Source organism: Bradyrhizobium sp. (assembly GCF_049691595.1).
Lineage (GTDB): Bacteria > Pseudomonadota > Alphaproteobacteria > Rhizobiales > Xanthobacteraceae > Bradyrhizobium.
Genome location: NZ_JBAVNZ010000186.1, coordinates 1 through 23408, shown reverse-complemented (window position 1 = coordinate 23408; position 23408 = coordinate 1). Strand labels below are relative to the sequence as shown.

The following is a 23408-nucleotide window of genomic DNA, read 5'->3' as shown; positions in this document are numbered from 1 at the left end:
AAAATTGCCGGGATCGTCGACTAACCGGAGAAATCCTCCGGCTTGAGCTCGATCGGCGAACCATGCGGCGTGCGGTCGGCGGCGTGGTCCCAGGCGTCGCGATAGCGGCGCAGGGTTTTTGCACCTGCGACGCCTTTGGCTGATATCAGTCTTTCCAGCGTCGCCAGCCAATGCTGATAATAGGTGTCGCCGCTGTCGGGATCGCCGCGCGCCTGCGCACGCCTGATTTCACCGGCCAGCGTCTCAGCCCATTCCTTCCAGCTGAACAGCCCGCGCGCATGCAGCGCGAGCGCCATCGCAAAGGCGTGGGCTTCCCAGGGTTCGCGGAACACGGGACCGTCGGCATCGCGGGGAATTCCGGGGAGAGCGGCGGTCGCCTCGATCGCGGCTTGGGGATGAAGCGCCATCAGGCCGGCTCCAGATAGGGCTCCCAGGCATCGACCGAGACCGTCAAATGCGGATCGGATGCCTCGCCCCACAATTCGCGACCGGCGAACGTCACGGTGTAGAGCCATTGTGGATCTTCGCCGGCGCCTCTCGCATTGCTGTCGGGGAATACGTGACAACCGAGCACGCGCCCGATCACGCCGACATGCCCGCGCACATAGCGCGGCAATCGCGTGTGGGTCGGCGGATGGATGACCCTGGTGCGAACGCGCTCGCCTGCGGCGAAGCGAGCAGGGCGCGTGGCATCGCGCTCGGTCGGACCGCCCCGGTGCAGCATGGCGGCGACGCCGTCGGGCGAAAGCGTTTTCGCGACCGGTTTGGCCGGATGGAGCCGCTTGCCGGCGTCGATCTCGTCGGGTGCGATCAGGCCGCGCTCCAGCATCAGCCGCTCAAGCCCTGCAAGCCAGATCTGGTAGTAGCTCTTGGCCAGATAGTCCGCGGGCGGACGATCCTCCCGCGCGAAGCGCGACATGTCGATGTTCCAGCCACCGGGCATTCCCATCGCCAGCGTGATCGCGAAGGCGCGGCGCTCCCATTCGGCATGAAACACCGGTTCGTCCGGTTCCGGCACGACCGGTCCGGACCAGGCGACGCCGCCCATATCGTGCGCGCCCTCCATCAGGCGACCTCGTGCGGCTGCTTCGGCAAGCCGGTGCCGATCATGCTGTCGCGGGTGACGAGGCCTTGCAGGCGCTCTTCGCTCCAACCCTCGGTGCCCGAGGGTCGCATCGGCAGCACGAGATAGCGGATTTCCGCGGTCGAATCCCAAACGCGAATTTTGGTGGGTTCCGGCAGTTCGAAACCGAAATCCCGCAGCACGCCGCGCGGATCCTTCACCGCCTTGGCGCGGTAGGGCGCGGATTTGTACCAGACCGGCGGCAGCCCCAGCACCGGCCAGGGATAGCAGGAGCAAAGCGTGCACACGACCATGTTGTGGAGATCCGGGGTGTTCTCGACCGCCACGATGTGCTCGCCCTGACGCCCGGCATAGCCGAGCTCGGCGATCGCAGGCGTCGCGTCCTTGAGCAGGCGGGCGCGATAGGCCGGATCGGTCCAGGCGCGCGCCACCACGCGGGCGCCGTTGCGGGGGCCGACCTTGGTTTCATAGGTTTCGATCAGCAGATCGAGCGACGCCGGATCGACATAGCCTTTTTCGGTCAAAATCGTCTCGAGCGCGCGCACGCGCAGCTCGGTCTCCGACAGCTCCGAATGGTCGTGATCGTGGTGATGGTCATGATCGTGATCGGTCATGCGGCCGAGATTAGGCGCAAAATCCGGGCTATGTCGAGGCGAAGACTCTGCTAGCATTCCAGAATGGGGCTTTGGGCAGGGTGCATCCGGACGGCGGCGGCCACGGCGGCTATCCTGGCGTTGCTTTCGGCCGGCGAGGCAAGGGCGGCCAACGGCGCCTATGCGGTCGATGCCGCCGATATTTCCGAAGTCGGATCCTGCAAGGTCGAAAGCTGGATGTCGGCCGCGACCAACACCGATTTTTCGGCGGTCGCCAATCCGTCCTGCGTGGTCAATCCGTTCAAGCCGGTCGAACTGAGCCTGCTCACCACCCGCGCAAAGAGCGACGGGGAGTGGAGCACCACGATCGCGCCAAAAGCCAAGATGAATATCGTGCCGACGGGCATCGGCAAGTTCGGCTTTTCCTTCTATGCGGGCGGCGCGTTCGATGCGCTGACCGGCGAAAACCTCACCGCGTTCGCGGTGATCCCGGCGACCTTCCGGCTTTCCGAAACCATGCGGATCAATCTCAACGGCGGCTGGCTGTGGGATCGCGGCGTTGATCGCCATTATCTGACCTGCGGCATCGGCTTCGACTGGAAGTTTACCGACACATTGCAGTGGACGATCGAAGCCTTCGGTCAGGCCGGCGCGTCGGATATCCCGAGCGTGGTCCGGCCGCGGTTTCAGACCGGCGTGCGCTACCGGCCCAATGAAATCTTTTCGGTCGACTTGATCTACGGACACAACATCACCGGCGAGAATGCCAGCTGGATCACACTTGGCACCACGATCCGTTTCCCGGCGCCGGAGGGGAAACCAGCGCGCGCACGCACCGGCCATTTGTGAGCTATTGTTCGGAAACCTGGCGGGCAGGGAGTGCGGGCGATGACAGAATTCGTGACGATCGAGAAGGGCCTTGGGCCCGAGGGCCGCATCGCGGTGGTGCGTTTCGACCGCGGCGACGGCATCAATGCGCTATCGCCGGAGGCGCTGCGCCGGCTCACCGATGCCGCGCGCAGTTTTGAGGATGATGACGCAACCTCCGTCGTGGTGATTACCGGCGGCGCAAAATCGTTCAGCGCCGGCTTCGACCTGAAAGACCCCGAGGGCCGGTCGCGTCGAACCATGGATATCGGCTCGCTGCGCCGGCACTTGAAACTCGGACCGCGGCTGACGCGGGCCTGGCAGGAGATGGAACAGATCACCATCGGCGCCATCGAGGGCTTTTGCATCGGCGGCGGCGTTGCGCTCGCAGTGGCGCTGGATTTCCGCGTCATGGCCCGCGACGCGCATCTGCGCGTGCCCGAGATCGGGCTCGGCATGAACATGAGCTGGCAGAGCGTGCCGCGCATGCTGCATCTGATCGGCCCGGCGCGGACCAAGCAGGCCGTGATCCTGGCCGACCAGCGCATCACCGCGCCCGAGGCCTACCAATGGGGGCTGGTGGAGGAGGTCGCCGATCCCGGCAAGGCGTTCGATGCCGCCATGGCGCTCGCCGCCAAGGTCGCGGCGCAGCCGCCATTGTCGGTCGCCATGACCAAGCTCACCGTCAATCGCCTCGCGCATGCGCTCGACGATCTCGCGAGCCACATGGACGTCGACCAGTTCGCGCTGGCGAGCCTGACCGAGGACCACAAGGAGGGTGTCGAGGCGTTTCTGGAGCGGCGCAAGCCGCGGTTCAGGGGACGTTGAACCGCCGCGCCGCCCCTGTCGCGTCGGAAGCCGCTGGACTGTGGGCGCCACATTGGTCATTTGCCCCACCGACGGGTGAAAACGCCCGTGCCGCCACGCGCAATGTGAAGGGATTGGGGCAGGGAAAGCCTACAAATCATTGATCTAATTGACATACCCAAGTCTGGCATGTCGCTTGCTCTTCACTTCCGCGGGGCGTTTAGCAAAGGAAGATGCTTATGTCGAAGATTCTCATGACGATGCTGTTCGGCTTGAGTGCGCTGTCCTTCGTGGCGGCTCCTGTCACGATCGACCTCGCATCGGGCAAGATCGGGGTGAAGTCCGCGATGGCCAAGCACGGCGCGGATGATATCGTGCCGGATCCGTTCGACGACAATGGCGTCGATCCGCAGCCGCACCGGTAACGGCAACCGCCGGGGAGTCGGTTAATCATCCGGCTCCCCGGCATTTTTTGCTTTGGCGGTATGGTTTGGGATTCCCAAATGCGTCATTGTAGATCACCGCAGAAATTGCGGCGAGAAAGTGTTTGCGAGATGGGCGGACAATGGCCTCGACAATGGGTTTGGAACTGCAGCCCGTACCGACTTCGCCTGGCGCAATTGTTCAGCAAGCGCAGCTCTCCTCGCGGCCGTTCAATCTTTTTCGCTGGTTTCTCGTGGTCGGGTTGGTCGCGATCTCGATCGTGTGCGGAGCCGGTTCATGGCTTTTGACGCACACGCTCACTGCCCGCATGCTGATGCGCGACGCCGAAGTCAGCCGGGACTTCCTCGAAAGTATTTTGTGGGCCGAGAACATCAGCAAGCTCGCGTTCGGGCAACCAACCGATCAATCGTTAGCGCAGCTGGCTCCCTTCGTGGAGCACCTGCCAACCCTTCCAGGCTTGCAGCGCGCCAATCTCTATTCTTTAGATCGTGTCGTGGTGTGGTCCACCGACGGAGCGATCATCGGACAGCGATTTGAAGGCAATGACGAACTCGAGCGTGCCTTGAACGGGGAAATTGCCGTTGAAACAGGTTCGTTCGCATCAAGCGAACAGAAGCCCGAGCATGTAGGCCTTGGACAGAGCGCATCGCAGTCGCAGCGCGAAAAATTCGTGGAGGCCTATCTTCCGATCAGGGGCGACAAGGCCGGCAAAATCCTCGCCGTCGTCGAGATCTACAAGGTGCCGCACGATCTGTTCGAGGCAATCGACCGTGATGTTCTTTCGGTCTGGATCGGCGGAGCGGTCAGCGGCTTGCTGCTCTATTTTGCCTTTATCGGAATCGTGCGTCGCGGCGATACGCTGATGCAGGCGCAGCGCGAGCGCCTGGTCGAAGCAGAGACATTTGCAGCCGTCGGCGAGATGGCGGCCGCGGTCGCCCACAGCATTCGCAATCCGCTTGCGTCAATCCGCTCGGCTGCGGAGTTGGCGACCGACGAGGGGAGGCAGGGGGTGGCCGAATGTCTGGAAGACATCGTGAAGGAAACGGACCGGCTCGATAGCTGGGTCCGGCAGCTTCTGCTCGCGGCAAGCAATACCGGCGTGGAAACCGAATTGGTCGAAATCAATTCGTTGATCCGTGAAGTTCTCGAAGGTTACACTGCCGAGTTGAAGCGGCGCCATATCCAGTGGGATTTCCGCGAGGGGCCTTCTCTCTCCGTAAGCGCCTGCCGAGCTACGCTCGCCCACGCCATCGGCGCCGTCGTAGCCAACGCTATTCAGTCGATGACGGCCGGCGGAAAACTGACGATCGATACCGAGGTCGGGCCGCACAGCCTGTGCATCATGGTCGCGGATACGGGCTGTGGGATGGCCATGCCCCAACTGGCGCGGGCGTTCAGGCCATTCTTCACCACGAAGCCGAATGGCATCGGGCTTGGACTGGCGCTGTCGCGCCGCATTCTGGAACGTCATGGCGGAAACATGCGATTGGAAAGCAGCGAGGGGCAGGGCACGCGCGCGGTGCTGACGCTGCCGCTATAGAGGGTTGTAATGACGAGCGGCATTCTCCTGATCGAGGACGAGGAAGTTCTCGCAAAGAATATCAAGCGTTACCTCGAACGTCACGGTTATGAGACCATCATCGCCGGCACCGCCGCGGATGGCGTACGACTGTTCAGCGAATCGGAGGTCGACCTCGTCCTGCTGGACCTCAATCTTCCCGATCTGCACGGCTTGGCCGTCCTCGAGGAATTGCGCAGGCTCAGCCCGAAACTGGTCGTGATCTGTATCACCGGACATGGCAGCGTCCAGATCGCGGTCGACGCCATGAAGGGTGGGGCCTATGACTTTCTTGCCAAGCCCCTGGTGCTCAGCGACCTCAAATTGCTGGTCGACAAGGCGCTAGGCCACGAGCGCCTGCGCGGCGCCGTCTCCTACTACAATTCGAGGGTACTGCGCGGCAGCGGCATCCAAGCGTTGCTCGGCAATTCGCCCAAGATGATAAAGTTGAGGGAACATATCGAGGGAATTGTCGCCTACGAAAGAAAGCTGATCGAGGGAGCGCCGCCGGCGGTATTGATTCGCGGTGAGACGGGAACGGGCAAGGAACTGGTTGCGCGCGCGCTGCATTTCGAAGGGCCGCGGCAGTCCGACCCCTTCATCGAACTTAATTGTTCGGTGTTGCCGATATCCCTGATCGAAGCCGAACTGTTCGGCCACGAACGTGGCGCTTTTACCGACGCGAAAGAGCGCAAGATCGGCCTTGTCGAGGCCGCCGACAAGGGCACGTTGTTTCTCGACGAGATCGGCGACATCGAACCCGCCGTCCAGATCAAACTATTGAAACTTCTGGAGGACAAATGCGTTCGCCGCGTTGGCGGATTGCGCGATCGCAACGTCGACGTCCGTTTCATCACCGCAACCAATCGTCCTCTCGAGGATCTGGTTCGCGCCGGCAAATTCAGATCCGACCTGTACTACCGCCTGCGGGTCGTCACTATCGACGTGCCGCCGCTTCGCGAGCGCGAGGAGGACGCGCTGCTTTTGGCCGAGGAGTTCCTCGCGCTGCATGCCCGCCGCTACGGCCGATCCGGCATGTCGTTTTCGGAGAGCGCGATCAACCGGATCGTCGACCACACCTGGCCCGGAAATGTAAGAGAATTGCAAAACGCGATCGAGCAAGCCGTTCTGCGAACGCGAAGCGACGTCGTGAATGACGCCGATCTTGGTATCGGATCATACGCGCAGCCGCAGGTCAGCCTTGACGTCGACGATGCAGCGGAGATTGCCCAGGCTGGTCCTGTTCCCGAGCATTTCAGCCAATCCCCGACGCTGGATGAGACCGAACGAAGCCTGATCGATCGGGCGCTGGAACAGACCGGCGGCAACGTCACGAGCGCGGCAAAGCTGCTCGGCATCAGCCGCGACAAGTTGCGGTATCGGATCGCAAAACACAGGCCGCCAGTTGCGTAGCGAGAGGCGAGACAAGCCGACCGGTGACCGGTGTCATATCTATAATTCGCATAAGGTATATTATGGAATATTTATATCTCCAGTCAAATCAGATATTTAGCTGGAATTCCTTCCGCGCCAAATAACTTTGACACCGGCGTTGGGACAGCTTGGCCCGATTTCATCGTTCGAGGCCGCGAAGATGCCGTCATTGCCGCGGCCTTCGGACGCTGCAATAAGCGCGGCGAGCGCGAGATCGCGGATGGCCCCGCGGCGTCAGGTCCGTATAGTGCGTCTCACAAGAACGATAAGTCTGAAGGGAGAACCGGATGAGCTTTTCACGGCGCGCGCTTCTCAAGGCATCCGCTGCGTCAGCGGTTTTGGGCGGCATCGGCGCGCCATTGGTGGCGCGCGCGCAGGCGGCCGAATTCACCTACAAATATGCCAACAATCTGCCGGATACCCATCCGCTGAACATCCGCGCCAGAGAGATGGCGGCGGCGATCAAGGCCGAGACCAATGGCCGGTTCGACCTGCAGATCTTTCCGAACAACCAGCTCGGCGCGGATACGGACATGCTGAGCCAGATACGCTCCGGCGGCATCGAGTTTTTCACGCTGTCGGGGCTGATCCTGTCGACGCTGGTGCCGGCGGCCTCGATCAACGGCATCGGCTTTGCGTTCCCGGATTACGATACGGTCTGGAAGGCGATGGACGGCGATCTCGGCGCCTACATTCGGGGCGAAATCAGCAAGGCCAATCTCGTGGTCATGGACAGGATCTGGGACAACGGCTTTCGCCAGACCACGTCGTCGACCAAGCCCATCAACAGCCCGGAGGACTTCAAAGGCTTCAAGATCCGCGTGCCGGTCTCGCCGCTCTGGACCTCGATGTTCAAGGCGTTCGATGCCGCCCCCGCCTCGATCAATTTCAGCGAAGTCTATTCCGCGCTGCAGACCAAAATCGTCGAGGGCCAGGAGAACCCGCTGGCCATTATCTCGACCGCGAAGCTCTATGAAGTGCAGAAATTCTGTTCGCTGACCAATCACATGTGGGACGGTTTTTGGTTCCTGGCCAACCGCCGCGCCTGGGAAAAGCTGCCGGAAGATGTGCGCGCGATCGTGGCGAAAAACATCAACGCCGCCGGCGTCAACGAGCGCGCCGACGTCGCCAGACTCAATGCCGGCTTGCAGCAGGAACTGGCCGGCAAGGGGTTGCTATTCAATCAGCCGGTGGTCGCGCCGTTCCGGGAAAAACTTCGGGCCGCCGGCTTCTATGCGGAATGGAAGGGCAAATACGGCGACCAGGCCTGGGAACTGCTCGAAAAGTCCGTCGGCAAGCTGTCGTAACGCGCGCAGGGGGCCGTCATGGCTCATGCCGAACTAACTGAACTGATGGGTGGCGAGGTGACTGAGCCCCCTCGCCGCCGTTCGGTCCTGGCGTCGCTTGAACACTTGCTGGGAATGCTGGTCGAGATCCCGACGGCGCTGCTGGTGGTCGCCGAGATCGTCATCCTGTTCGCTGGCGTGGTGGCGCGGTACGGGCTGCACCGGCCGCTGATCTGGTCGGATGAACTGGCCTCGATCCTGTTCCTGTGGCTGGCGATGCTGGGCGCCGCGGTGGCGTTCCGCCGCGCCGAGCACATGCGGATGACGGCGATCGTCGCCAACACCAGGCCGGCGGTGCGCGCCTGGCTCGACCTGGTCGCGACCTCGGCCGCGCTGGCCTTCCTGCTGATGATCGCCTGGCCGGCCTGCGAATACGCCTACGAGGAAAGCTTCATCACCACGCCGGCGCTGCAGATCACCAATAGCTGGCGCGCGGCCGCATTGCCGGTCGGTATCGGCCTGATGGCGCTGTTGGCGTTGCTGCGGCTGGCGCGCGCCGGCAACCTGCGGACGGCGCTGGCCGCAATCCTGTCGGTCGCCCTGGTGATCGCAATATTCTGGCTCTTGAAGGGATGGCTGAAGCCGCTCGGCAATATCAATCTGATCATCTTCTTTGTCGGCGTGGCCGGCTTCTGCGTCTTCGCCGGCGTGCCGATCGCCTTCGGGTTCGGGCTTGCGACTTACGGTTATCTGGCGCTGACCACCAGCACGCCGCTGATGGTGCTGGTCGGCCGCATGGACGAGGGCATGAGCCACCTGATCCTGTTGTCGGTGCCGCTGTTCGTGTTCCTCGGCCTGTTGATCGAGATGACCGGCATGGCGCGCGCCATGGTGGCATTCCTGGCCAGTTTGCTGGGCCATGTCCGCGGCGGGCTGCACTACGTGCTGGTCGGCGCGATGTATCTGGTGTCGGGCATTTCCGGCTCCAAGGCCGCCGACATGGCCGCCGTCGCGCCGGTGCTGTTTCCCGAGATGAAACAGCGCGGCGCCCGGCCGGGCGATCTCGTCGCCCTGCTCGCAGCTACCGGCGCGCAGACCGAAACCATCCCGCCGAGCCTTGTGCTGATCACCATCGGTTCGGTCACCGGCGTATCGATCGCGGCCCTGTTCACCGGCGGGTTGCTGCCGGGCGTGGTGCTGGCGATCACGCTGTCGGCGCTGGTGTGGTGGCGCTACCGTGACGAGGACCTGCGGCATGTCACGAGGGCCGGCGCCGGCGAGATCGTGCGGGCGCTGGTCATCGCCCTGCCCGCATTGGCGCTGCCATTCGTGATCCGCTATGCCGTGGTCGAGGGAATCGCAACCGCGACCGAAGTCTCCACCATCGGCATTGTCTATGCGTTCGTGGTCGGCTTTTTGATCTACGGGCTTTTGATCTACCGCAATTTCGATTGGCGGCGGATCGTGCCAATGTTGATCGAGACGGCGTGCCTGTCGGGCGCGATCCTCTTGATCATCGGGTGTGCGACCGGCATGGCCTGGGGTCTGACCCAATCCGGCTTCTCGCGCGCGCTGGCTGCCGCCATGACCGGCCTGCCCGGCGGCTCGGCCACGTTCATCGCGGTATCGATCCTGGCCTTCACGATCCTGGGCAGCGTGCTCGAGGGCATTCCGGCGATCGTGCTGTTCGGGCCGCTGTTGTTTCCGATCGCGCGTGCGGTCGGCGTGCATGAGGTCCACTACGCGATGATCATCATCCTCGCCATGGGCATCGGACTGTTCGCACCGCCGTTCGGAGTGGGCTATTATGCCGCCTGCGCCATCGGGCGGGTCGATCCGGCCGAGGGCATCAGGCCGATCTGGGGCTATCTGCTGGCGCTGATGGTCGGCCTGGTTATCGTGGCGATCTTCCCGTGGATTTCGATCGGGTTCTTGTGAGACAGATGTCGTAGATGGGAACAAAGCCGATGAGCGCAGCCCAAAGCCAGTACAGTACCGGACTAGACAGGACGCCGGCCAACTACGTGCCGCTGACCCCCCTGAGCTTCCTGGCGCGCAGCGCCGCGGTCTATCCCGACCATGTCAGCACGGTCTATGAAGGCCGCCGTTTCACCTGGTCGCAGACCTACGCCCGCTGCCGGCGCTTTGCGTCGTATCTCGCCGGCCTTGGCATCGGCAACGGCGATACGGTGGCGGCGATGCTGCCGAACATCCCCGCGATGAACGAATTGCATTTCGCGGTGCCGATGGCAGGCGCGGTGCTGAACGCCCTCAACATCCGGCTCGATGCGCCCTCGATCGCATTCCAGCTCGATCACGGCGGCGCGAAAATCATCCTGGTCGATCCGGAATTTTCCGGTGTGATCGCGGAAGCGCTGATGCTGATGAAGGGCCCAAAACCCTTCGTCATCGATGTCGACGATGCGGCCTTTGCCGGCGGCAAGCGGATCGGCCAGCTCGAATACGAGGACGCGGTCTCTCAGGGCGATCCCGACTTCGTCGCGCGACTTCCGGAAGACGAATGGGACGCGATCGCGCTGAGCTACACCTCGGGCACGACGGGCAATCCCAAGGGCGTGGTGACGCATCACCGCGGCGCCTATCTCAACGCCGTCAGCAATATCCTCGCAGGCCAACTCGGCCAGCATCCGGTCTATCTCTGGACGCTGCCGATGTTCCACTGCAACGGCTGGTGCTTTCCGTGGACCGTCGCCGCGGCCGCCGGCATCAACGTCTGCCTGCGCAAGGTCGACCCATCGAAGATCTTTGAGCTGATCCCCATACACGGCGTCACCCACATGTGCGGCGCGCCGATCGTCTACAACACGCTGATCAACGCGCCGGATGCGCCCAGAGGGGCCGCCGCGCGGCCGGTGGCCGGGCTGATCGCGGGCGCGGCACCGCCGGTTGCCGTGCTCGAGGGCGCCGAAAGCATCGGCATCAGGCTGACGCATGTGTACGGCCTGACCGAGGTCTATGGCCCGGCTTCCGTATGCGCCGAGCAGCCGGGTTGGGATGAGCTTCCCGCCGACCAGCGCGCCCAGCTCAAGCGGCGGCAGGGCGTGCCCTACCCGCTGCAGGAAGCCGTCACCGTGCTCGATCCCGAGACCATGACACCCGTGCCACGCGATGGCGAAACCATCGGCGAAGTGATGTTCCGCGGCAATATCGTGATGAAGGGCTATCTGAACAACGAGAAGGCGACGCGAGAGGCCTTTGCCGGCGGCTGGTTTCATACCGGCGATCTCGGCGTGCTCGACCAGCACGGCTATATCATCATCAAGGACCGCTCCAAGGACATCATCATTTCCGGCGGCGAGAACATCTCTTCGGTGGAGGTCGAGGACATCCTCTACAAGCACCCGGCGGTGCTGTTCGCGGCCGTGGTCGCAAAGCCCGATGCCAAATGGGGCGAAGTGCCCTGCGCGTTCGTCGAGTTGAAGGACGGCGCGCGCGCCACCGAGGCGGATATCATCGCGTTCTGCCGCAGCCACATGTCCGGCTTCAAGACGCCGAAGGCGGTGGTGTTCGGGCCGGTCCCGAAGACGTCGACCGGGAAAATCCAGAAATTCATGCTGCGCGATCAGGTGGATTCGGCAAAAGCGATTTCGGCGTGAGGTGTCGCCGAAGCGATCGATAACGAGGCAACCGCCGATGGCCTCAAGCGCGGGCTTCAGCGAAGTCGCAAGGTCCAGATATTGGCCCGCATGTCCTTGCCCGGTCCGGACTTCAAGGAACAGACCAATCATCGACGTTCCTCCGCGCTTTGCGACCGGCCCCGCCCTGCGCTTCAGCCCGCCTGCTCCAGCGTCAGCCGCATCCCGTCATGGGCCGGAACGACGCTGGCCGGCAGGCTCTGACGCAGCACCTCGTAATCGAGGTCGGAATGCAGGTTGGTGATGACGGCCCGCTTCGGCTTGAAGCGGTCGATCCAGGACAGCGCGTCGGCGACGCTGAAATGGCTGGGATGTCCCGCATAGCGCAGTCCGTCGATGATCCAGAGATCGAGGTTCTCCAGCGCCGCCCAGCTCTCTTCGGGAATGTCATTGAGATCGGGCGTGTAGGCGGCATCGCCGATACGATAGCCGAGCGCTGGAATGTTGCCGTGCTGGACCAGAAAGGCCGACAGGGTCACCTCACCACCCTTCCCTTCGATCTTGCGGCTTTCGCCGGTTTCGATCGAGTGTCGGTTCAGGATCGGCGGATATTCGCTGCCTTCGGGCGCAATGAAGCAATAGGAAAACCGCGCCATGATGTCTTTGGCGGTCGACTGGTTGAAATAGACCGGAATCCGCCGCCGCTGATGCAGTACGACCGAACGGAGGTCGTCGATGCCGTGGGTCTGGTCGGCGTGTTCATGCGTTAAGAACACCGCGTCGATGTGATCGACCCTGGCGTCGATCAACTGCTCGCGCAGGTCGGGCGAGGTATCGATCAATATCCGCGTGGTCCCCTGCGTCGACGTCCGCTCGGCGAGCAGCGAACAGCGGCGGCGACGGTTTTTGGGATTATTCGGGTCACAGGCGCCCCAGCCGAGCGCCGGGCGGGGCACGCCGGCCGAGGAGCCGCAGCCGAGGATCGTCAGCGTCAGCGTCATGCCGACGCTTTCGGCGCCGGCACCTTGGAGAACAGGCAGAAAAAGTTTTCGCTGGTTTGCCGGGAAATCACCTCCAGCGACACCCCGCGCGTTTCCGCCAGCACTTTTGCGACCTCGACCACGTAAGACGGCTCGTTGCGCTTGCCGCGGAATTTTCCGGGCGCCAGATACGGCGCGTCGGTTTCGACCATGATGCGGTCGGCCGGCAGTTCGGCCGCGAGCGCACGCAAGGCGTCCGACTTCTTGAAGGTCAGGATGCCCGTGAACGAAATCGAGAGCCCGAGCGAGATTGCCTTCATCGCGAGCTCCCGCCCGCCGGTGTAGCAATGCAGCACCGCACGAAACGAACCCTTGGCGACCTCCTCTTCCAGGATGCGGCCGCAATCCGCGTCGGCTTCGCGGGTGTGGATCACGAGCGGCAGGCCGGTCGCCCGGGCTGCGGCGATATGGGCGCGAAAACCGCGTTGCTGCGCCTCGCGTGAGCCGTGCTGATAGAAATAGTCCAGCCCCGCCTCGCCCAGCGCGACGACCTTCGGATGCTTGGAGAGTTCGATCAGTTCGCCGGCGGGAATGCCGTCTTCCTCGTCGGCCTGATGCGGATGCGTGCCGACGGAGCAATAGACATTGGGAAACCGCTCGGTGATCGCAAGCAGCGCGCCGAGCCGCTTCACCCTTGTCGAGATCGTGACGATGCGCCCGATGCCCGCGGCCTGCGCGCGCGCGACGATGCCGTCGAGGTCCTCGGCGAAGTCGGGAAAATCCAGATGGCAGTGGCTGTCGACGAGCATGACGCGAACCGTTCAATCCGACTGGTCAATCTCACTTGGGTTCGACATAGCGCGGAAACACGCCGACCGGCGCCGGCAACGTGGTGCCCGGCGCGATGCGTCGCACACCACCAAGAGCCGCAAAGTTGCGCGCATCCACGGGTACCCCGAGACTGTCCAGCAGCTTTGCCGACGATTCCGGCATGACAGGCTGGGTCAGGATCGCGATCTGGCGCACGACTTCCGCGGTCACATACAGCACCGTCTTTTGCCGTGCCGGATCGGTCCTGGCCAGCGCCCATGGCGCCTCGCCCGCGAAATAGCGGTTGGCTTCCGCCACCATGGCCCAGACCGCGTTCAGCCACTGGTGGATCTGCTGGGTCGCCATCGCGGATCGTGAAAGCGCCAGCATGGCGTCGGCCTGCGCCAGGATCGACTTGTCGTTGCCCGTGAAATCGCCGGGCTCGGGCAATATGCCGCCGAGCTGCTTTGCGATCATCGACAGCGAGCGCTGCGCCAGATTGCCGAGATCGTTGGCGAGGTCGGCATTGATGCGCGCGACGATGGCCTCATGGTTGTAGTTGCCGTCCTGCCCGAACGGCACCTCGCGCAGGAAGAAATAGCGCAGCTGGTCGACGCCGTATTGATCGGCGAGGTTGAAGGGGTCGACGACGTTGCCGACCGACTTCGACATCTTCTCGCCCCGGTTGAACAGGAAGCCGTGGGCGTAGACGCGCTTTGGCAAAGCGATACCCGCCGACATCAGGAACGCCGGCCAGTACACGGCGTGGAAGCGGATGATGTCCTTGCCGATGATGTGCACATCGGCCGGCCAGTAATGCCAGAGTTCGCTATCCTCGTCGGGAAAGCCGACGCCGGTGATATAGTTGGTCAGCGCATCGACCCAGACATACATCACATGCTCGGGGTCACCGGGCACCTTGACGCCCCAATCAAACGTCGTCCGCGAGATCGACAGATCCCTCAAGCCCCCCTTCACGAAGCTGATCACCTCGTTGCGGCGCGAATCCGGCCCGATGAAATCCGGCTGGTTTTCGTACAGCGCCAGCAACCGGTCCTGATAGGCGGACAGCTTGAAGAAATAGCTGTTCTCCTCGACCCACTCCACCGGCGAGCCCTGCGGGCCGCGGCGCACCTTGTCCTCGCCGACCACGGTTTCTTCTTCGGCGTAATAGGCTTCGTCTCGCACCGAATACCAGCCGGCATAGGTGTCGATGTAGATGTCGCCGTTCTGCTGCATGCGATTCCAGACCACCTGAACCGATTGATGATGCGCGGGTTCCGTGGTGCGGATAAAACGGTCGAACGAGACTTTCAGACGCTCATCCATCTCCTTGAACCTGAGAGCATTGCGCGTCACGACTTCCAATGTCGGCAGATTCTCTGCTTCGGCAGCCTGGATCATCTTCAGGCCGTGCTCGTCGGTGCCGGTGAGGAAAAACACTTCCTTGCCGTCGAGCCGCTGAAAGCGCGCCAGCGCGTCGGTCGCGATCGCCTCATAGGCGTGGCCGATATGCGGCATACCGTTCGGATAAGCGATTGCGGTCGTGATGTAGAAGATATTTCCGCGCGAGGTGGCCGAAGCGGGTTGAGCGGCCGGAGCCGCCTTCGCGGGCGGTTTGGCGACCTTTGGGCGTCGTTCGGCGGCCGGCGGGTTCACGACAGCGGCGGCTGGCTTCGGCGCCGGCTGATGGCTTGCCGCCGTTTTCTCCGCCGACTTTCTTGCAGTCTTTCCTGCGGATTTTCTCGCCGTCTTTTTCGCAGTCGGTTTCTTCGCGGCTTTCTTTGCGGTCTTCCTGGCGGTCTTCTTGGGCGTCTTTCCAGGCTTGCTCGCAGCGCGCTTGTTCTGCGCCGCGCGCTTCCTGGCCGCCGCCTTTCTGGACGCGCCTGTGCGCGCGGCGTTGGGAGCCTTCTTCGCCTTCTTTTTAGACGGTTTTTTCTTGGCGGTCGCCACCACGAATTCCTTCAACAGTTCAAACAGGCTTGTCGGAGCGATAATTGGCAGAGTGTCTATCGGGTTGCTTCCGCGAGCATCCAGAACACCGAGAAAACCAGCGGTTTTCGCTCCAGATTGTATGATTCGGTATCGCGCGCGGCGCGGACGATCTTTTCCCATACCTCCGCCAGCCGTGCAAGGCGCGGCAGGTTGGCGTTGGCGTCATCGACGCGCAGGCGTTCGCCGATCCAGCGATCGATCCCGTCGATGAAGGCGGCGAGCGCGACGCGGTCGCTGGTGCCGAGCGCGTCACCGAGCGCGTGCAGCTCGCGCGGATCGACGTGCGGCAACCTCGCCAGCAGCGCCGCGGTGCGCTGCTGCAGCGCAAGTGCGTCGCCGCCAAGCAGCATCAGTGCGCGCCCCACGCTGCCTTCCGACGCCGCGGCGGCTTGCGCGATCGCAGGATCGTCGGCTGCGCTGTCGGTGGCCTTGGCCGCGGCGCGGATGACGTCATCGATGGCGAGCGGCCGCAACGGCAATTTGCGGCAGCGGGACAGGATCGTTGGCAGCACCCGCGACGGCGCATGGCTGACAAGCAGGAACAGCGATTGCCGCGGCGGCTCCTCGAGGATCTTGAGCAGCGCGTTGGCCGCGTTCGGATTGAGGTCGTCGACGGTGTCGACGATGCAAACCCGCCATCCCTCCACCGCCGCGGTCGAGCCGAAAAACGCGATCGTCTCCCGCGTTTCGTCGACAGTGATGACCGTCCGCAGCACGCCACGGTCGTTGAGGCCGCGCTCGAGCACCAACAGCCCGCCATGGGCACCCGCCGTGATCTGCCGCGCCACCGCATCGGACGGATCGACGGCGAGCGTCTCGGCGCGCTGCATCGAGGGTGCGAGCGGATCGCGGTGGGCGAGAACGAACCGCGCCATGCGATAGGCCAGTGTCGCCTTGCCGATGCCCTGCGCGCCGCCGAGCAGCCAGGCATGCGGAATGCGCCCGCTGCGATAGGCGCTCAGCAATGCCACTTCGGCCTCGCGATGCCCGAACAGGACGGAGGTGTCGCGCGGATGCCTGACCGCGATCTCTGGCTCGCTCTTGCGGGCGTTCATGCGGGACTGGCCGCCGGCGCCGTCGGGAGCAAATGATCGCGCAAGGCGGTCCATATCTGCGCCGCCACCTGGTCCGGATCGGCATTGGCGTCGATCAGCACGCAGCGCTGCGGATCTTCGGCGGCGATCTGCCTGTAGGCGTCGCGCAGGTCCTGATGGAATTTGAGGTCTTCCGCCTCGAACCGGTCGGGCGCACCGCCATCGCGGCGCGCCGCGGCGCGCTTGAGGCCGACTTCGATGGGAACGTCGAGAATGATGGTCAGGTCCGGCTTGAGGTCGCCGATGGTGACGCGCTGCATGGCATTGAGAACGCCGGGAGCGACTTGCCCCAGCCTGCCCTGGTAGGCCCGCGTCGAGTCGATGAAGCGGTCGCACAGCACCCAGATGCCCTGCGCGAGCGCCGGCTGGATGACGGTGCGGACATGGTCGTCGCGCGCGGCGGCAAACAACAGCGTCTCCGCGTCGGGGCCGAGCAGCTTGCCCATGCCGGACAGCACGACATGCCGGATGATTTCGGCCCCCGGCGAGCCGCCGGGCTCGCGGGTGACGATGGCGCGCAGCTTCACCGCCGCGAGGCGCTCCGCGAGCTTCCGGATGTGGGTGGATTTTCCCGCGCCCTCGCCGCCTTCAAACGAGATGAATCGCCCGCGTCCGGAAGGTCGGTTGACCGCTGCCTCCGTCATGGTCAGAGCTTCTCGGCGCTGGCGCGAAACATTCCGATGACGAGCTCGCTTGCTCCGTCGATCGCCCGCCGTATCGTCGAGCCGGTGCCGATCGACTCCGCCGCGTAGACCGGCGCATCCATGGCGATATTGGCGCCGCGCCAGACCCTGACGACCCCGACTTGCTGGCCGGCCGCGATCGGCGCCCGCACCGGCCCGTTATAGACCACGCGGGCGATCAGCTTGTCGCCGCCGTTTTTCGACACCATGACCTTGATCGGTTGCGGGCTGGCAAGCTTGACCGAGCGGCTTTCGCCGCCAAACACCTTGGCGTAGCCGACCGGCTGGTCGGATGCGAACAATGTCCGCGCTTCGAAATTGCGAAATCCCCATTCCAGCATCTTCTTGGCTTCGGCCGCTCGATCGTCGGGGTCCTCGAGGCCGTTGACCACGACGATCAGCCGTATGTCGTTCTGGACCGCGGAACCGACCATGCCGTAGCCGCCTTCCTTGGTGTAGCCGGTCTTCAATCCATCCGCGCCGGCGAGCGAGTTCAACAGCGGATTGCGGTTTTGCTGCCGGATCTTGTTCCAGGTGAATTCCTTCTCGCCGAACAATTTGTACATGTCGGGATAGGTCAGGATGATGTGGCGCGCCAATCTCGACAGTTCGCGCACCGTCATCTTGTTGGCGGGATCGGGCAAGCCGTTGGAATTGCCGAAGGTCGACCTGGTCAAGCCGAGCTCGCGGGCGCGCTTGGTCATGATGTCCGCCGCGAAGATGCGCTCGTTGCCAGCCATGCCCTCGGCCAGTGCGATGCAGGCATCATTGCCGCTCTGGACGATCGCGCCATGCAGGAGATCGTCGACCGACACCTTGCTGTTGAGGATCGCAAACATCGTCGAGCCGCCGGCCGGCGCGCCGCCTTTGCGCCAGGCGTTCTCGCTGATGCGGTATTCGTCCGACAGCTTGATGTCGCCCTTCTTCAGCGCGTTGAACACCACTTCCGTCGTCATCAGCTTCAGCATGCTGGAGGGCGCGCGGAGTTCATCGGCGTTCTTCTCGAACAGCACGCTGCCGCTCGAGGCCTCGATCAGGATCGCGGTCGGTGCATCGCCGTCAAAACCGCCCTCCTCTTTCTTGGCACCCTGCACGCTGTTGTTGGCGGCGTAGACGATCCCGCCCCAGCCCACCGCCAGCGCCACCACGGCCACGATCACGCCGCGCCAGGGGCATCCTGCCCCGGCGGCGGACTTGCGGGAAATAGCGGTCTGCAATGCCATGACGACTTCCTGAATCCCGGCCTTTTAACAATTGCAGGTATCGCAAACAACCGAGCTGTTGAGATTGGTCGCGAAGTCGATCCGATTGCGGCGGCGGGCAAACGCCCCTATCGTTCGCGCGGAGCCATTCCGCGACGAGAGCCGGAAAACAAGGCGGAAACGCGATGCCCTCTTCACGCACCATTTCCGCCAACGGGATCGAGCTGTTTCTGTGCGAGCAAGGCCAGGGCCCGCTGGTGCTGCTCTGCCACGGCTGGCCGGAATTGTCCTATTCCTGGCGGCATCAAATCCCGGCGCTGGCGGATGCCGGTTTTCATGTCGTCGCGCCTGACATGCGCGGCTTCGGCCGGAGCAGCGCGCCGGCCGATGTCGATGCCTACAGCATCTTCGACACCGTCGGCGACATGGTCGCACTGGTCGCCGCGCTCGGCGAAAAGCAGGCCGTTATCGTCGGCCACGATTGGGGGGCGCCGGTGGCCTGGCACGCGGCGATGTTCCGGCCCGATATCTTTACCGGGGTCGCGGGCCTGAGCGTTCCCCCGCCCTTTCGCGGCCGCGTCCGGCCGCTCGATGCCTTGCGTGAAAGCGGCATCACCAATTTTTACTGGCAGTATTTTCAAACGCCGGGCGTGGCCGAAGCAGAATTCGAGCGCGATGTCACCGCGACGATGCGGATGGTCCTGGGGCGTGGGATTTCTGATCCTTCAGCGATGTTCATCGATCAGGGCAAGGGATTTCTGGGTCATCTGCGCGCAGACCAGCCTTTGCCGAAGTGGCTCAGCGAAGCCGACATTGCTCATTTCGCCGAAGCCTACCAGGAATCCGGCTTTCGCGGCGGGCTGAACTGGTACCGCAACATCGACCGCAATTGGGAACTGACGGCGCCCTGGCACGGCGCGCAGATCCATCAGCCATCCCTGTTCATCGCCGGATCGAAGGATTCGGTGATTACCGGACTGATCGGCGCCAAGCGGGTCAATGAGATGGAGCGGGTATTGCCGAACCTCAAGCAAAAGCTGATCATCGAGGGCGGCGGCCACTGGATTCAGCAGGAGCGCGCCGACGAGGTCAACGCCGCCTTGATCGCATTTCTCAAATGAGGGTGACGCAAACCGGTAGATTCAATATAGCCCGCGGCCGGTGAGCAATTCGCGCGGCCCGCGCGGATCGATCGGCGCATAAGCCGAAGCCGGGCCGGGCGCGAAGCGATCGTCGGTCTCATAGGACACCGCGCGGGGGTTCTCCAAGGCCCGTCCCCGCGAGCGGCTGGAGGCCGACATTTCAGATGTCGCGTTGATCGAGGCGTAATCGGCCGAGTTGTTGCCGAGGCTGTAGGGACGCCCTTCCGGCATCGGCACCTCGCCCCGGATCCGGCCGGCGGCGGACGGAATCTCGGGCACGAACGGACGGGCGGAAGCAACCCGGACCGTGGACGGCGACGGCGCCGGCTCGCCGGTGCGCAAGGTCGCAAGCAGCTGGCGGTCGTCGGAACCTTCGAGCGGCGCCCGGCCGACATATTCGACCCGAACCCGGGCGACGCCACTGCTCTTGAATTCAAGCAATTCGGCGGCTCTGTTCGAGACGTCGATCAGCCGGTTGCTGTGATATGGCCCGCGGTCATTGACGCGAACGATCAGCGATTTGCCGTTGCGCAGGTTGGTGACCCGCGCATAGCTCGGCATCGGCAGGGTGGGATGGGCCGCGGTCAGCGAACCCATGTCAAACACTTCGCCATTGGCGGTCTGCCGGCCGTGGAAGTCATCACCATACCAGGAGGCCATCCCCTCCTGTTGATAGTTGACGTCCTCTTCCGGCACGTAGATCCGGCCCGCGACCGTATAAGGCTTGCCGACGCGGTAAGTACCGCCGCCCTTCGGCACGGGATCGCCGAGCTCGACCACCCGCGGGCTGGAGGAGACCCCGTATTTCGGATCGACGCGGCTCGCAAACTTGTTCGACGAGGCGCAATTGGCGAGCATCAGGCACATTGCGACGGCAACGGCACCGACCGCCGCCTGAACCATCGGATATCGCCGTCGAATCCCCATACGCCCCAATTACCGTTCTGCCGGACGCGTGCGTACGCCGCGGGCTGGACGTCCCTTTGCCACAATGCGGCCCACCTCCGCACCGGCGCGTGAAGATATCGCAACCTGAACGCGGCGGAAATGGGGAGAGCGCGTGCATGGTGAATCAATCGTTCCGTTCCGCTTCCGTGGATCTACGGAGTCTCGCTGGAGCGTTCCGTGGATCTACGGGGTCTTGCTGGAGCGCGCGCATAAATCCGCCTCGCTCGCGCCCGCGCTATGCCACAACCTGTTGCAGCAAATCATCAGTCGGCCCGAACTTCGATTCCGGCACGTGAATCTTTTTGACTGTGCAGCAAAGCGGTCGTTGTCTTGCTCGCGTTGGCGAAAAGGACGTTTGCGATGATCGAGACAGTTTCAGCAGTGATGGCCCTGGTGAGCGCAGGGATTTTTCTGGCCCATGCATTTGAAGGCTTCAGCTCAAGGGCCTGAGCCATACGCATAGATCGATGAGTGGAGAGACGCATCACCTCTTTCCAGCAGGCTCGTTCCGAAAGCCTTAATCAATTCGGACGAGCATCGAGATTGGAAGGTGTATCATGAGCAATCACGATTTGGTCTCCGATGGATTCCTCGCTTTGACCGCAGCCGGGCTTGTGCTGTTGTGTTCAGGCCTGCTGGCCTTTGTGTTTCACTAGGCGGCTGCGGAAGGCGCCCTGCGTCATCGTCCGACGCTTGCATTGGGCGGCTGCGCGTCTGTGACGCGCGGGACCACCGAAAACATCAGCATTTCATCAACGCCGGCAGGAGCTGAGGCCACGATTTCGGGCCTCGAAGTTCCTGCCGCTTGCATCACGCCCTGCGCGATTGTCGCCAAGCGCTCCGCGGATCTGACCGTCAGTTTCGCCAAGGAAGGTTTTGAGCCGGAGATCGTCCAGTTGACGAAAGAGGTTCCTGCGACCGGCGCCGCCGGTTTTGCCGGCAACATCTTGGCGGGCGGTTTGGTCGGCATGGGCGTGGATGCCGTGACCGGAGCGGCTCAGGACCACAAGCCCAACCCGGTGATCGTGACGCTCAAGCCGATCAGGCCCTTGGCGCCGCCGGCCCCCGCGCGGCCGCGCGGCAAACCCGCAAAGCGCACGCCGGAGGCCGGCACGTAGCTTGTGGAGATTGAGCTTGGTGAGCTGTCGCGGGAAGCAGGGATCAGCAGTTGCCCCTTTCGCGGCCCTGCCCCCTTTGCTAAGCCGCTCGCATTCAAAGACGGAAGGGTGGCCGAGCGGTTTAAGGCACCGGTCTTGAAAACCGGCGTGCCTGCAAGGGTACCGTGGGTTCGAATCCCACCCCTTCCGCCAAGGGATTTCCGTAAGTGATTGAAAAATATGAATTTATATTCATGCGCCGGGAACTGGTCCCCAAAGTAGACCCCAACTTGTGCCGTGGCACAGACGCTCCTCACTGAGAGGGCTCATGATTTATGAGAGCGGACCTTGGAAGGATCGGCTGTTGCGCGACGCCGAGAGGCTGGTTGGACTCATGCAGGCAACCACGACCCCGCTTAGGCGAATCTATGCCGTCGAACGAGCGCTATTTCTTCCAGCCTTCAGTATGCGGAACCTTTGGGAGGCGAACAAGCTATCGCGGGATTGGGTGTCCGTAGCGCGTGATCTGTCGCCTGTTTGTAGCTCGTGAAGTGTCGTGTTTTTTGTGCCCGGAACAAAGGGGGCACGATGGGCACGGCATCCATTCACGAGGGTGTACGACGGATGCGATTTTCGGATTTGCTGGATCGAACCGAGGCGAAGAACCTGACGCAGGAGTCGGCGGCTGAGATGCTCGGGATCAACGTGCGGACGTTTCAACGCTGGGCGGAACGCTTTGAGGCGGAGGGCGATGACGGACTGGTCGACCGGCGCTTGGGCCGGCGATCGCCGAGGCGTGCGCCTGAGGAAGAACTGGAACGGATGCTGGGACTGTTCCGGGACAAGTATGCGGACTTCACGGTGAAGCATTTCCACGAGCAGTTGCAAAAGCGGCATGGCTATGTGCTGGGCTACACGGTGACGAAGCTGGCCTTGCATGCGGCGGGCCTGGTGCGGAAGGCGCCGAAGCGTTCGGCGCACCGCAAGAAGCGTCCACGCCGGCCACTTCGGGGCATGCTGCTGCACCAGGACGGGTCGCGCCATGTCTGGATCGAAGGTCTGCCGGCGATGGACCTGATCGTCACGCTGGACGATGCGACGAGCGATATCTACTCGATGCTGCTGGTCGAGGAAGAAGGCACGGCCTCGACGTTCCAGGCCCTGGGCGAGGTAATTGGCGAGCATGGTTTGTTCTGCGCGCTCTACACCGATCGCGGCAGCCATTATTTCTATACTCCGAAGGCTGGCGAGAAGGTCTCGAAGACGCAACAAACCCAGGTAGGACGGGCTTTATTACATCTCGGGATCGAGCATATCGCGGCGTATTCGCCGCAGGCGCGCGGGCGCTCCGAGCGGATGTTCGGCACGCTGCAGGGCCGGCTGCCGAAGGACCTGCGGCTCGCCGGGATCAGGACCGTCGAGGCCGCCAATGCGTGGCTGAAGGCGCATTACATCGCCGAGCATAACGCGGCATTTGCGATCCAGCCCGAACAGCAAGGCACAGCGTTCGTGGCCGACCGCCACCAGGCCTGGCGCGAGACGCTGTGCGTGATCGAAGAGCGAACCGTCGCCAACGACAATACGATCGCATGGAGCGGTCGGCGGTTGCAGCTGCCCGAGAGCCGGCTCAGGCCCCACTTCGTCAAGGCCGTGGTGCGCCTTCACGAGTATCCCGATGCTACCGTGAGCGTGTTCCTCGGCCCGCACCGATTGGCGACGTTTGACGCCGGCGGAAAAGAGATCAGCCCCGACGCGCCTCAGCCTGGCAGCGTGCTCGGAGCCGTCAAG

At 63.3% G+C, this 23408-nt stretch carries 22 protein-coding genes and 1 tRNA gene; 12 read left to right on the top strand and 11 right to left on the bottom strand.

Features of this window, described 5'->3' with window-relative positions; translation table 11 throughout:
- Positions 1-20: 20 nt before the first annotated feature.
- The 3 genes from WCE35_RS08565 to nthA are packed head-to-tail and all read right to left on the bottom strand — an operon-like array spanning position 21 to position 1698.
- Entirely contained in the window at positions 21-407 is a 387-nt protein-coding gene (locus WCE35_RS08565) for a nitrile hydratase accessory protein (protein WP_424592913.1), read from the bottom strand.
- Positions 407-1066, bottom strand: coding sequence for a nitrile hydratase subunit beta (gene nthB / locus WCE35_RS08560; protein WP_424592912.1), 660 nt, complete (start codon positions 1064-1066; stop codon positions 407-409). Before nthB ends, WCE35_RS08565 begins: the two co-directional genes overlap by 1 nt.
- Complete coding sequence (gene nthA, locus WCE35_RS08555) at positions 1066-1698, bottom strand: nitrile hydratase subunit alpha (protein ID WP_424592911.1); 633 nt, start codon at positions 1696-1698, stop codon at positions 1066-1068. The genes nthB and nthA overlap by 1 nt, the downstream gene beginning before the upstream one ends.
- Before the next feature lie 63 nt (positions 1699-1761).
- On the opposite strand from nthA, the gene WCE35_RS08550 reads away from it, so the two are divergent.
- The 8 genes from WCE35_RS08550 to WCE35_RS08515 all read left to right on the top strand — a co-directional run bounded on the left by WCE35_RS08550 (position 1762) and on the right by WCE35_RS08515 (position 11690).
- The gene (locus WCE35_RS08550) at positions 1762-2526 is read left to right on the top strand and encodes a hypothetical protein (RefSeq protein ID WP_424592910.1); all 765 of its coding nucleotides are present in this window, start codon (positions 1762-1764) and stop codon (positions 2524-2526) included.
- 39 nt (positions 2527-2565) lie between these two features.
- Positions 2566-3372: an enoyl-CoA hydratase/isomerase family protein gene (locus WCE35_RS08545; RefSeq protein WP_424592909.1), complete on the top strand. Its 807-nt coding sequence runs from the start codon at positions 2566-2568 to the stop codon at positions 3370-3372.
- Between the two features lie 218 nt (positions 3373-3590).
- The gene (locus WCE35_RS08540; protein WP_424592908.1) at positions 3591-3776 is read left to right on the top strand and encodes a hypothetical protein; all 186 of its coding nucleotides are present in this window, start codon (positions 3591-3593) and stop codon (positions 3774-3776) included.
- Between the two features lie 140 nt (positions 3777-3916).
- Complete coding sequence (locus WCE35_RS08535; protein WP_424592907.1) at positions 3917-5335, top strand: sensor histidine kinase; 1419 nt, start codon at positions 3917-3919, stop codon at positions 5333-5335.
- A gap of 9 nt (positions 5336-5344) precedes the next feature.
- Complete coding sequence (locus WCE35_RS08530) at positions 5345-6766, top strand: sigma-54-dependent transcriptional regulator (protein ID WP_424592906.1); 1422 nt, start codon at positions 5345-5347, stop codon at positions 6764-6766.
- A 308-nt stretch (positions 6767-7074) separates the two neighbouring features.
- On the top strand, positions 7075-8094 hold the full coding sequence (locus WCE35_RS08525) for a TRAP transporter substrate-binding protein (RefSeq protein WP_424592905.1): 1020 nt from the start codon (positions 7075-7077) through the stop codon (positions 8092-8094).
- A gap of 18 nt (positions 8095-8112) precedes the next feature.
- Complete coding sequence (locus WCE35_RS08520) at positions 8113-10011, top strand: TRAP transporter large permease subunit (RefSeq protein WP_424592904.1); 1899 nt, start codon at positions 8113-8115, stop codon at positions 10009-10011.
- Between the two features lie 29 nt (positions 10012-10040).
- Positions 10041-11690 (top strand): acyl-CoA synthetase, encoded by a 1650-nt coding sequence (locus WCE35_RS08515; RefSeq protein ID WP_424592903.1) that lies wholly within the window; start codon positions 10041-10043, stop codon positions 11688-11690.
- Between the two features lie 173 nt (positions 11691-11863).
- Here WCE35_RS08515 and WCE35_RS08510 read toward each other — a convergent pair whose 3' ends face one another.
- Genes WCE35_RS08510 through WCE35_RS08485 form a run of 6 tightly spaced genes read right to left on the bottom strand, consistent with a single transcriptional unit; the run spans position 11864 to position 18454 of the window.
- Entirely contained in the window at positions 11864-12670 is an 807-nt protein-coding gene (locus WCE35_RS08510; protein WP_424592902.1) for an MBL fold metallo-hydrolase, read from the bottom strand.
- The gene (locus tag WCE35_RS08505) at positions 12667-13458 is read right to left on the bottom strand and encodes a TatD family hydrolase (protein ID WP_424592901.1); all 792 of its coding nucleotides are present in this window, start codon (positions 13456-13458) and stop codon (positions 12667-12669) included. The genes WCE35_RS08510 and WCE35_RS08505 overlap by 4 nt, the downstream gene beginning before the upstream one ends.
- Before the next feature lie 31 nt (positions 13459-13489).
- Positions 13490-15412 (bottom strand): methionine--tRNA ligase, encoded by a 1923-nt coding sequence (gene metG, locus WCE35_RS08500; RefSeq protein WP_424592900.1) that lies wholly within the window; start codon positions 15410-15412, stop codon positions 13490-13492.
- Between the two features lie 56 nt (positions 15413-15468).
- On the bottom strand, positions 15469-16509 hold the full coding sequence (locus WCE35_RS08495; protein ID WP_424592923.1) for a DNA polymerase III subunit delta': 1041 nt from the start codon (positions 16507-16509) through the stop codon (positions 15469-15471).
- Positions 16506-17192 (bottom strand): dTMP kinase, encoded by a 687-nt coding sequence (gene tmk / locus WCE35_RS08490; protein ID WP_424592899.1) that lies wholly within the window; start codon positions 17190-17192, stop codon positions 16506-16508. The genes WCE35_RS08495 and tmk overlap by 4 nt, the downstream gene beginning before the upstream one ends.
- A gap of 2 nt (positions 17193-17194) precedes the next feature.
- Entirely contained in the window at positions 17195-18454 is a 1260-nt protein-coding gene (locus WCE35_RS08485; RefSeq protein ID WP_424592898.1) for a D-alanyl-D-alanine carboxypeptidase family protein, read from the bottom strand.
- A gap of 164 nt (positions 18455-18618) precedes the next feature.
- On the opposite strand from WCE35_RS08485, the gene WCE35_RS08480 reads away from it, so the two are divergent.
- A complete protein-coding gene (locus WCE35_RS08480; protein ID WP_424592897.1) occupies positions 18619-19554 on the top strand; it encodes an alpha/beta fold hydrolase in 936 nt (311 codons plus the stop codon).
- Between the two features lie 21 nt (positions 19555-19575).
- Here WCE35_RS08480 and WCE35_RS08475 read toward each other — a convergent pair whose 3' ends face one another.
- Together WCE35_RS08475 and WCE35_RS08470 are read right to left on the bottom strand one after the other, a co-directional pair.
- Entirely contained in the window at positions 19576-20478 is a 903-nt protein-coding gene (locus WCE35_RS08475; RefSeq protein WP_424592896.1) for a septal ring lytic transglycosylase RlpA family protein, read from the bottom strand.
- A gap of 308 nt (positions 20479-20786) precedes the next feature.
- Positions 20787-21008: a hypothetical protein gene (locus WCE35_RS08470; RefSeq protein WP_424592895.1), complete on the bottom strand. Its 222-nt coding sequence runs from the start codon at positions 21006-21008 to the stop codon at positions 20787-20789.
- A gap of 231 nt (positions 21009-21239) precedes the next feature.
- Between WCE35_RS08470 and WCE35_RS08465 the strand changes: the two genes are divergently transcribed.
- From WCE35_RS08465 to WCE35_RS08455, 3 genes are all read left to right on the top strand, one after another.
- Complete coding sequence (locus WCE35_RS08465; RefSeq protein WP_424592894.1) at positions 21240-21641, top strand: translation initiation factor 2; 402 nt, start codon at positions 21240-21242, stop codon at positions 21639-21641.
- Positions 21642-21743: 102 nt separating this feature from the next.
- A tRNA-Ser gene (locus WCE35_RS08460) sits at positions 21744-21833 on the top strand.
- 375 nt (positions 21834-22208) lie between these two features.
- Positions 22209-23408 (top strand): ISNCY family transposase (locus tag WCE35_RS08455; RefSeq protein WP_424592893.1); only part of this gene is annotated, 1200 nt, incomplete at its 3' end.

Excerpts from the sequence above, each read along its gene's own strand:
- WCE35_RS08545 (WP_424592909.1), top strand. The coding sequence starts at position 2,566 with ATGACAGAATTCGTGACGATCGAGAAGGGCCTTGGGCCCGAGGGCCGC.
- WCE35_RS08495 (WP_424592923.1), bottom strand. The coding sequence starts at position 16,509 with ATGAACGCCCGCAAGAGCGAGCCAGAGATCGCGGTCAGGCATCCGCGC.
- nthA (WP_424592911.1), bottom strand. The coding sequence starts at position 1,698 with ATGACCGATCACGATCATGACCATCACCACGATCACGACCATTCGGAG.
- tmk (WP_424592899.1), bottom strand. The coding sequence starts at position 17,192 with ATGACGGAGGCAGCGGTCAACCGACCTTCCGGACGCGGGCGATTCATC.
- WCE35_RS08540 (WP_424592908.1), top strand. The coding sequence starts at position 3,591 with ATGTCGAAGATTCTCATGACGATGCTGTTCGGCTTGAGTGCGCTGTCC.
- WCE35_RS08520 (WP_424592904.1), top strand. The coding sequence starts at position 8,113 with ATGGCTCATGCCGAACTAACTGAACTGATGGGTGGCGAGGTGACTGAG.
- WCE35_RS08525 (WP_424592905.1), top strand. The coding sequence starts at position 7,075 with ATGAGCTTTTCACGGCGCGCGCTTCTCAAGGCATCCGCTGCGTCAGCG.
- WCE35_RS08475 (WP_424592896.1), bottom strand. The coding sequence starts at position 20,478 with ATGGTTCAGGCGGCGGTCGGTGCCGTTGCCGTCGCAATGTGCCTGATG.
- nthB (WP_424592912.1), bottom strand. The coding sequence starts at position 1,066 with ATGGAGGGCGCGCACGATATGGGCGGCGTCGCCTGGTCCGGACCGGTC.
- WCE35_RS08505 (WP_424592901.1), bottom strand. The coding sequence starts at position 13,458 with ATGCTCGTCGACAGCCACTGCCATCTGGATTTTCCCGACTTCGCCGAG.
- WCE35_RS08480 (WP_424592897.1), top strand. The coding sequence starts at position 18,619 with ATGCCCTCTTCACGCACCATTTCCGCCAACGGGATCGAGCTGTTTCTG.
- WCE35_RS08470 (WP_424592895.1), bottom strand. The coding sequence starts at position 21,008 with ATGCGTCTCTCCACTCATCGATCTATGCGTATGGCTCAGGCCCTTGAG.
- WCE35_RS08530 (WP_424592906.1), top strand. The coding sequence starts at position 5,345 with ATGACGAGCGGCATTCTCCTGATCGAGGACGAGGAAGTTCTCGCAAAG.
- WCE35_RS08485 (WP_424592898.1), bottom strand. The coding sequence starts at position 18,454 with ATGGCATTGCAGACCGCTATTTCCCGCAAGTCCGCCGCCGGGGCAGGA.
- WCE35_RS08535 (WP_424592907.1), top strand. The coding sequence starts at position 3,917 with ATGGCCTCGACAATGGGTTTGGAACTGCAGCCCGTACCGACTTCGCCT.
- WCE35_RS08510 (WP_424592902.1), bottom strand. The coding sequence starts at position 12,670 with ATGACGCTGACGCTGACGATCCTCGGCTGCGGCTCCTCGGCCGGCGTG.
- WCE35_RS08550 (WP_424592910.1), top strand. The coding sequence starts at position 1,762 with ATGGGGCTTTGGGCAGGGTGCATCCGGACGGCGGCGGCCACGGCGGCT.
- WCE35_RS08515 (WP_424592903.1), top strand. The coding sequence starts at position 10,041 with ATGAGCGCAGCCCAAAGCCAGTACAGTACCGGACTAGACAGGACGCCG.
- WCE35_RS08565 (WP_424592913.1), bottom strand. The coding sequence starts at position 407 with ATGGCGCTTCATCCCCAAGCCGCGATCGAGGCGACCGCCGCTCTCCCC.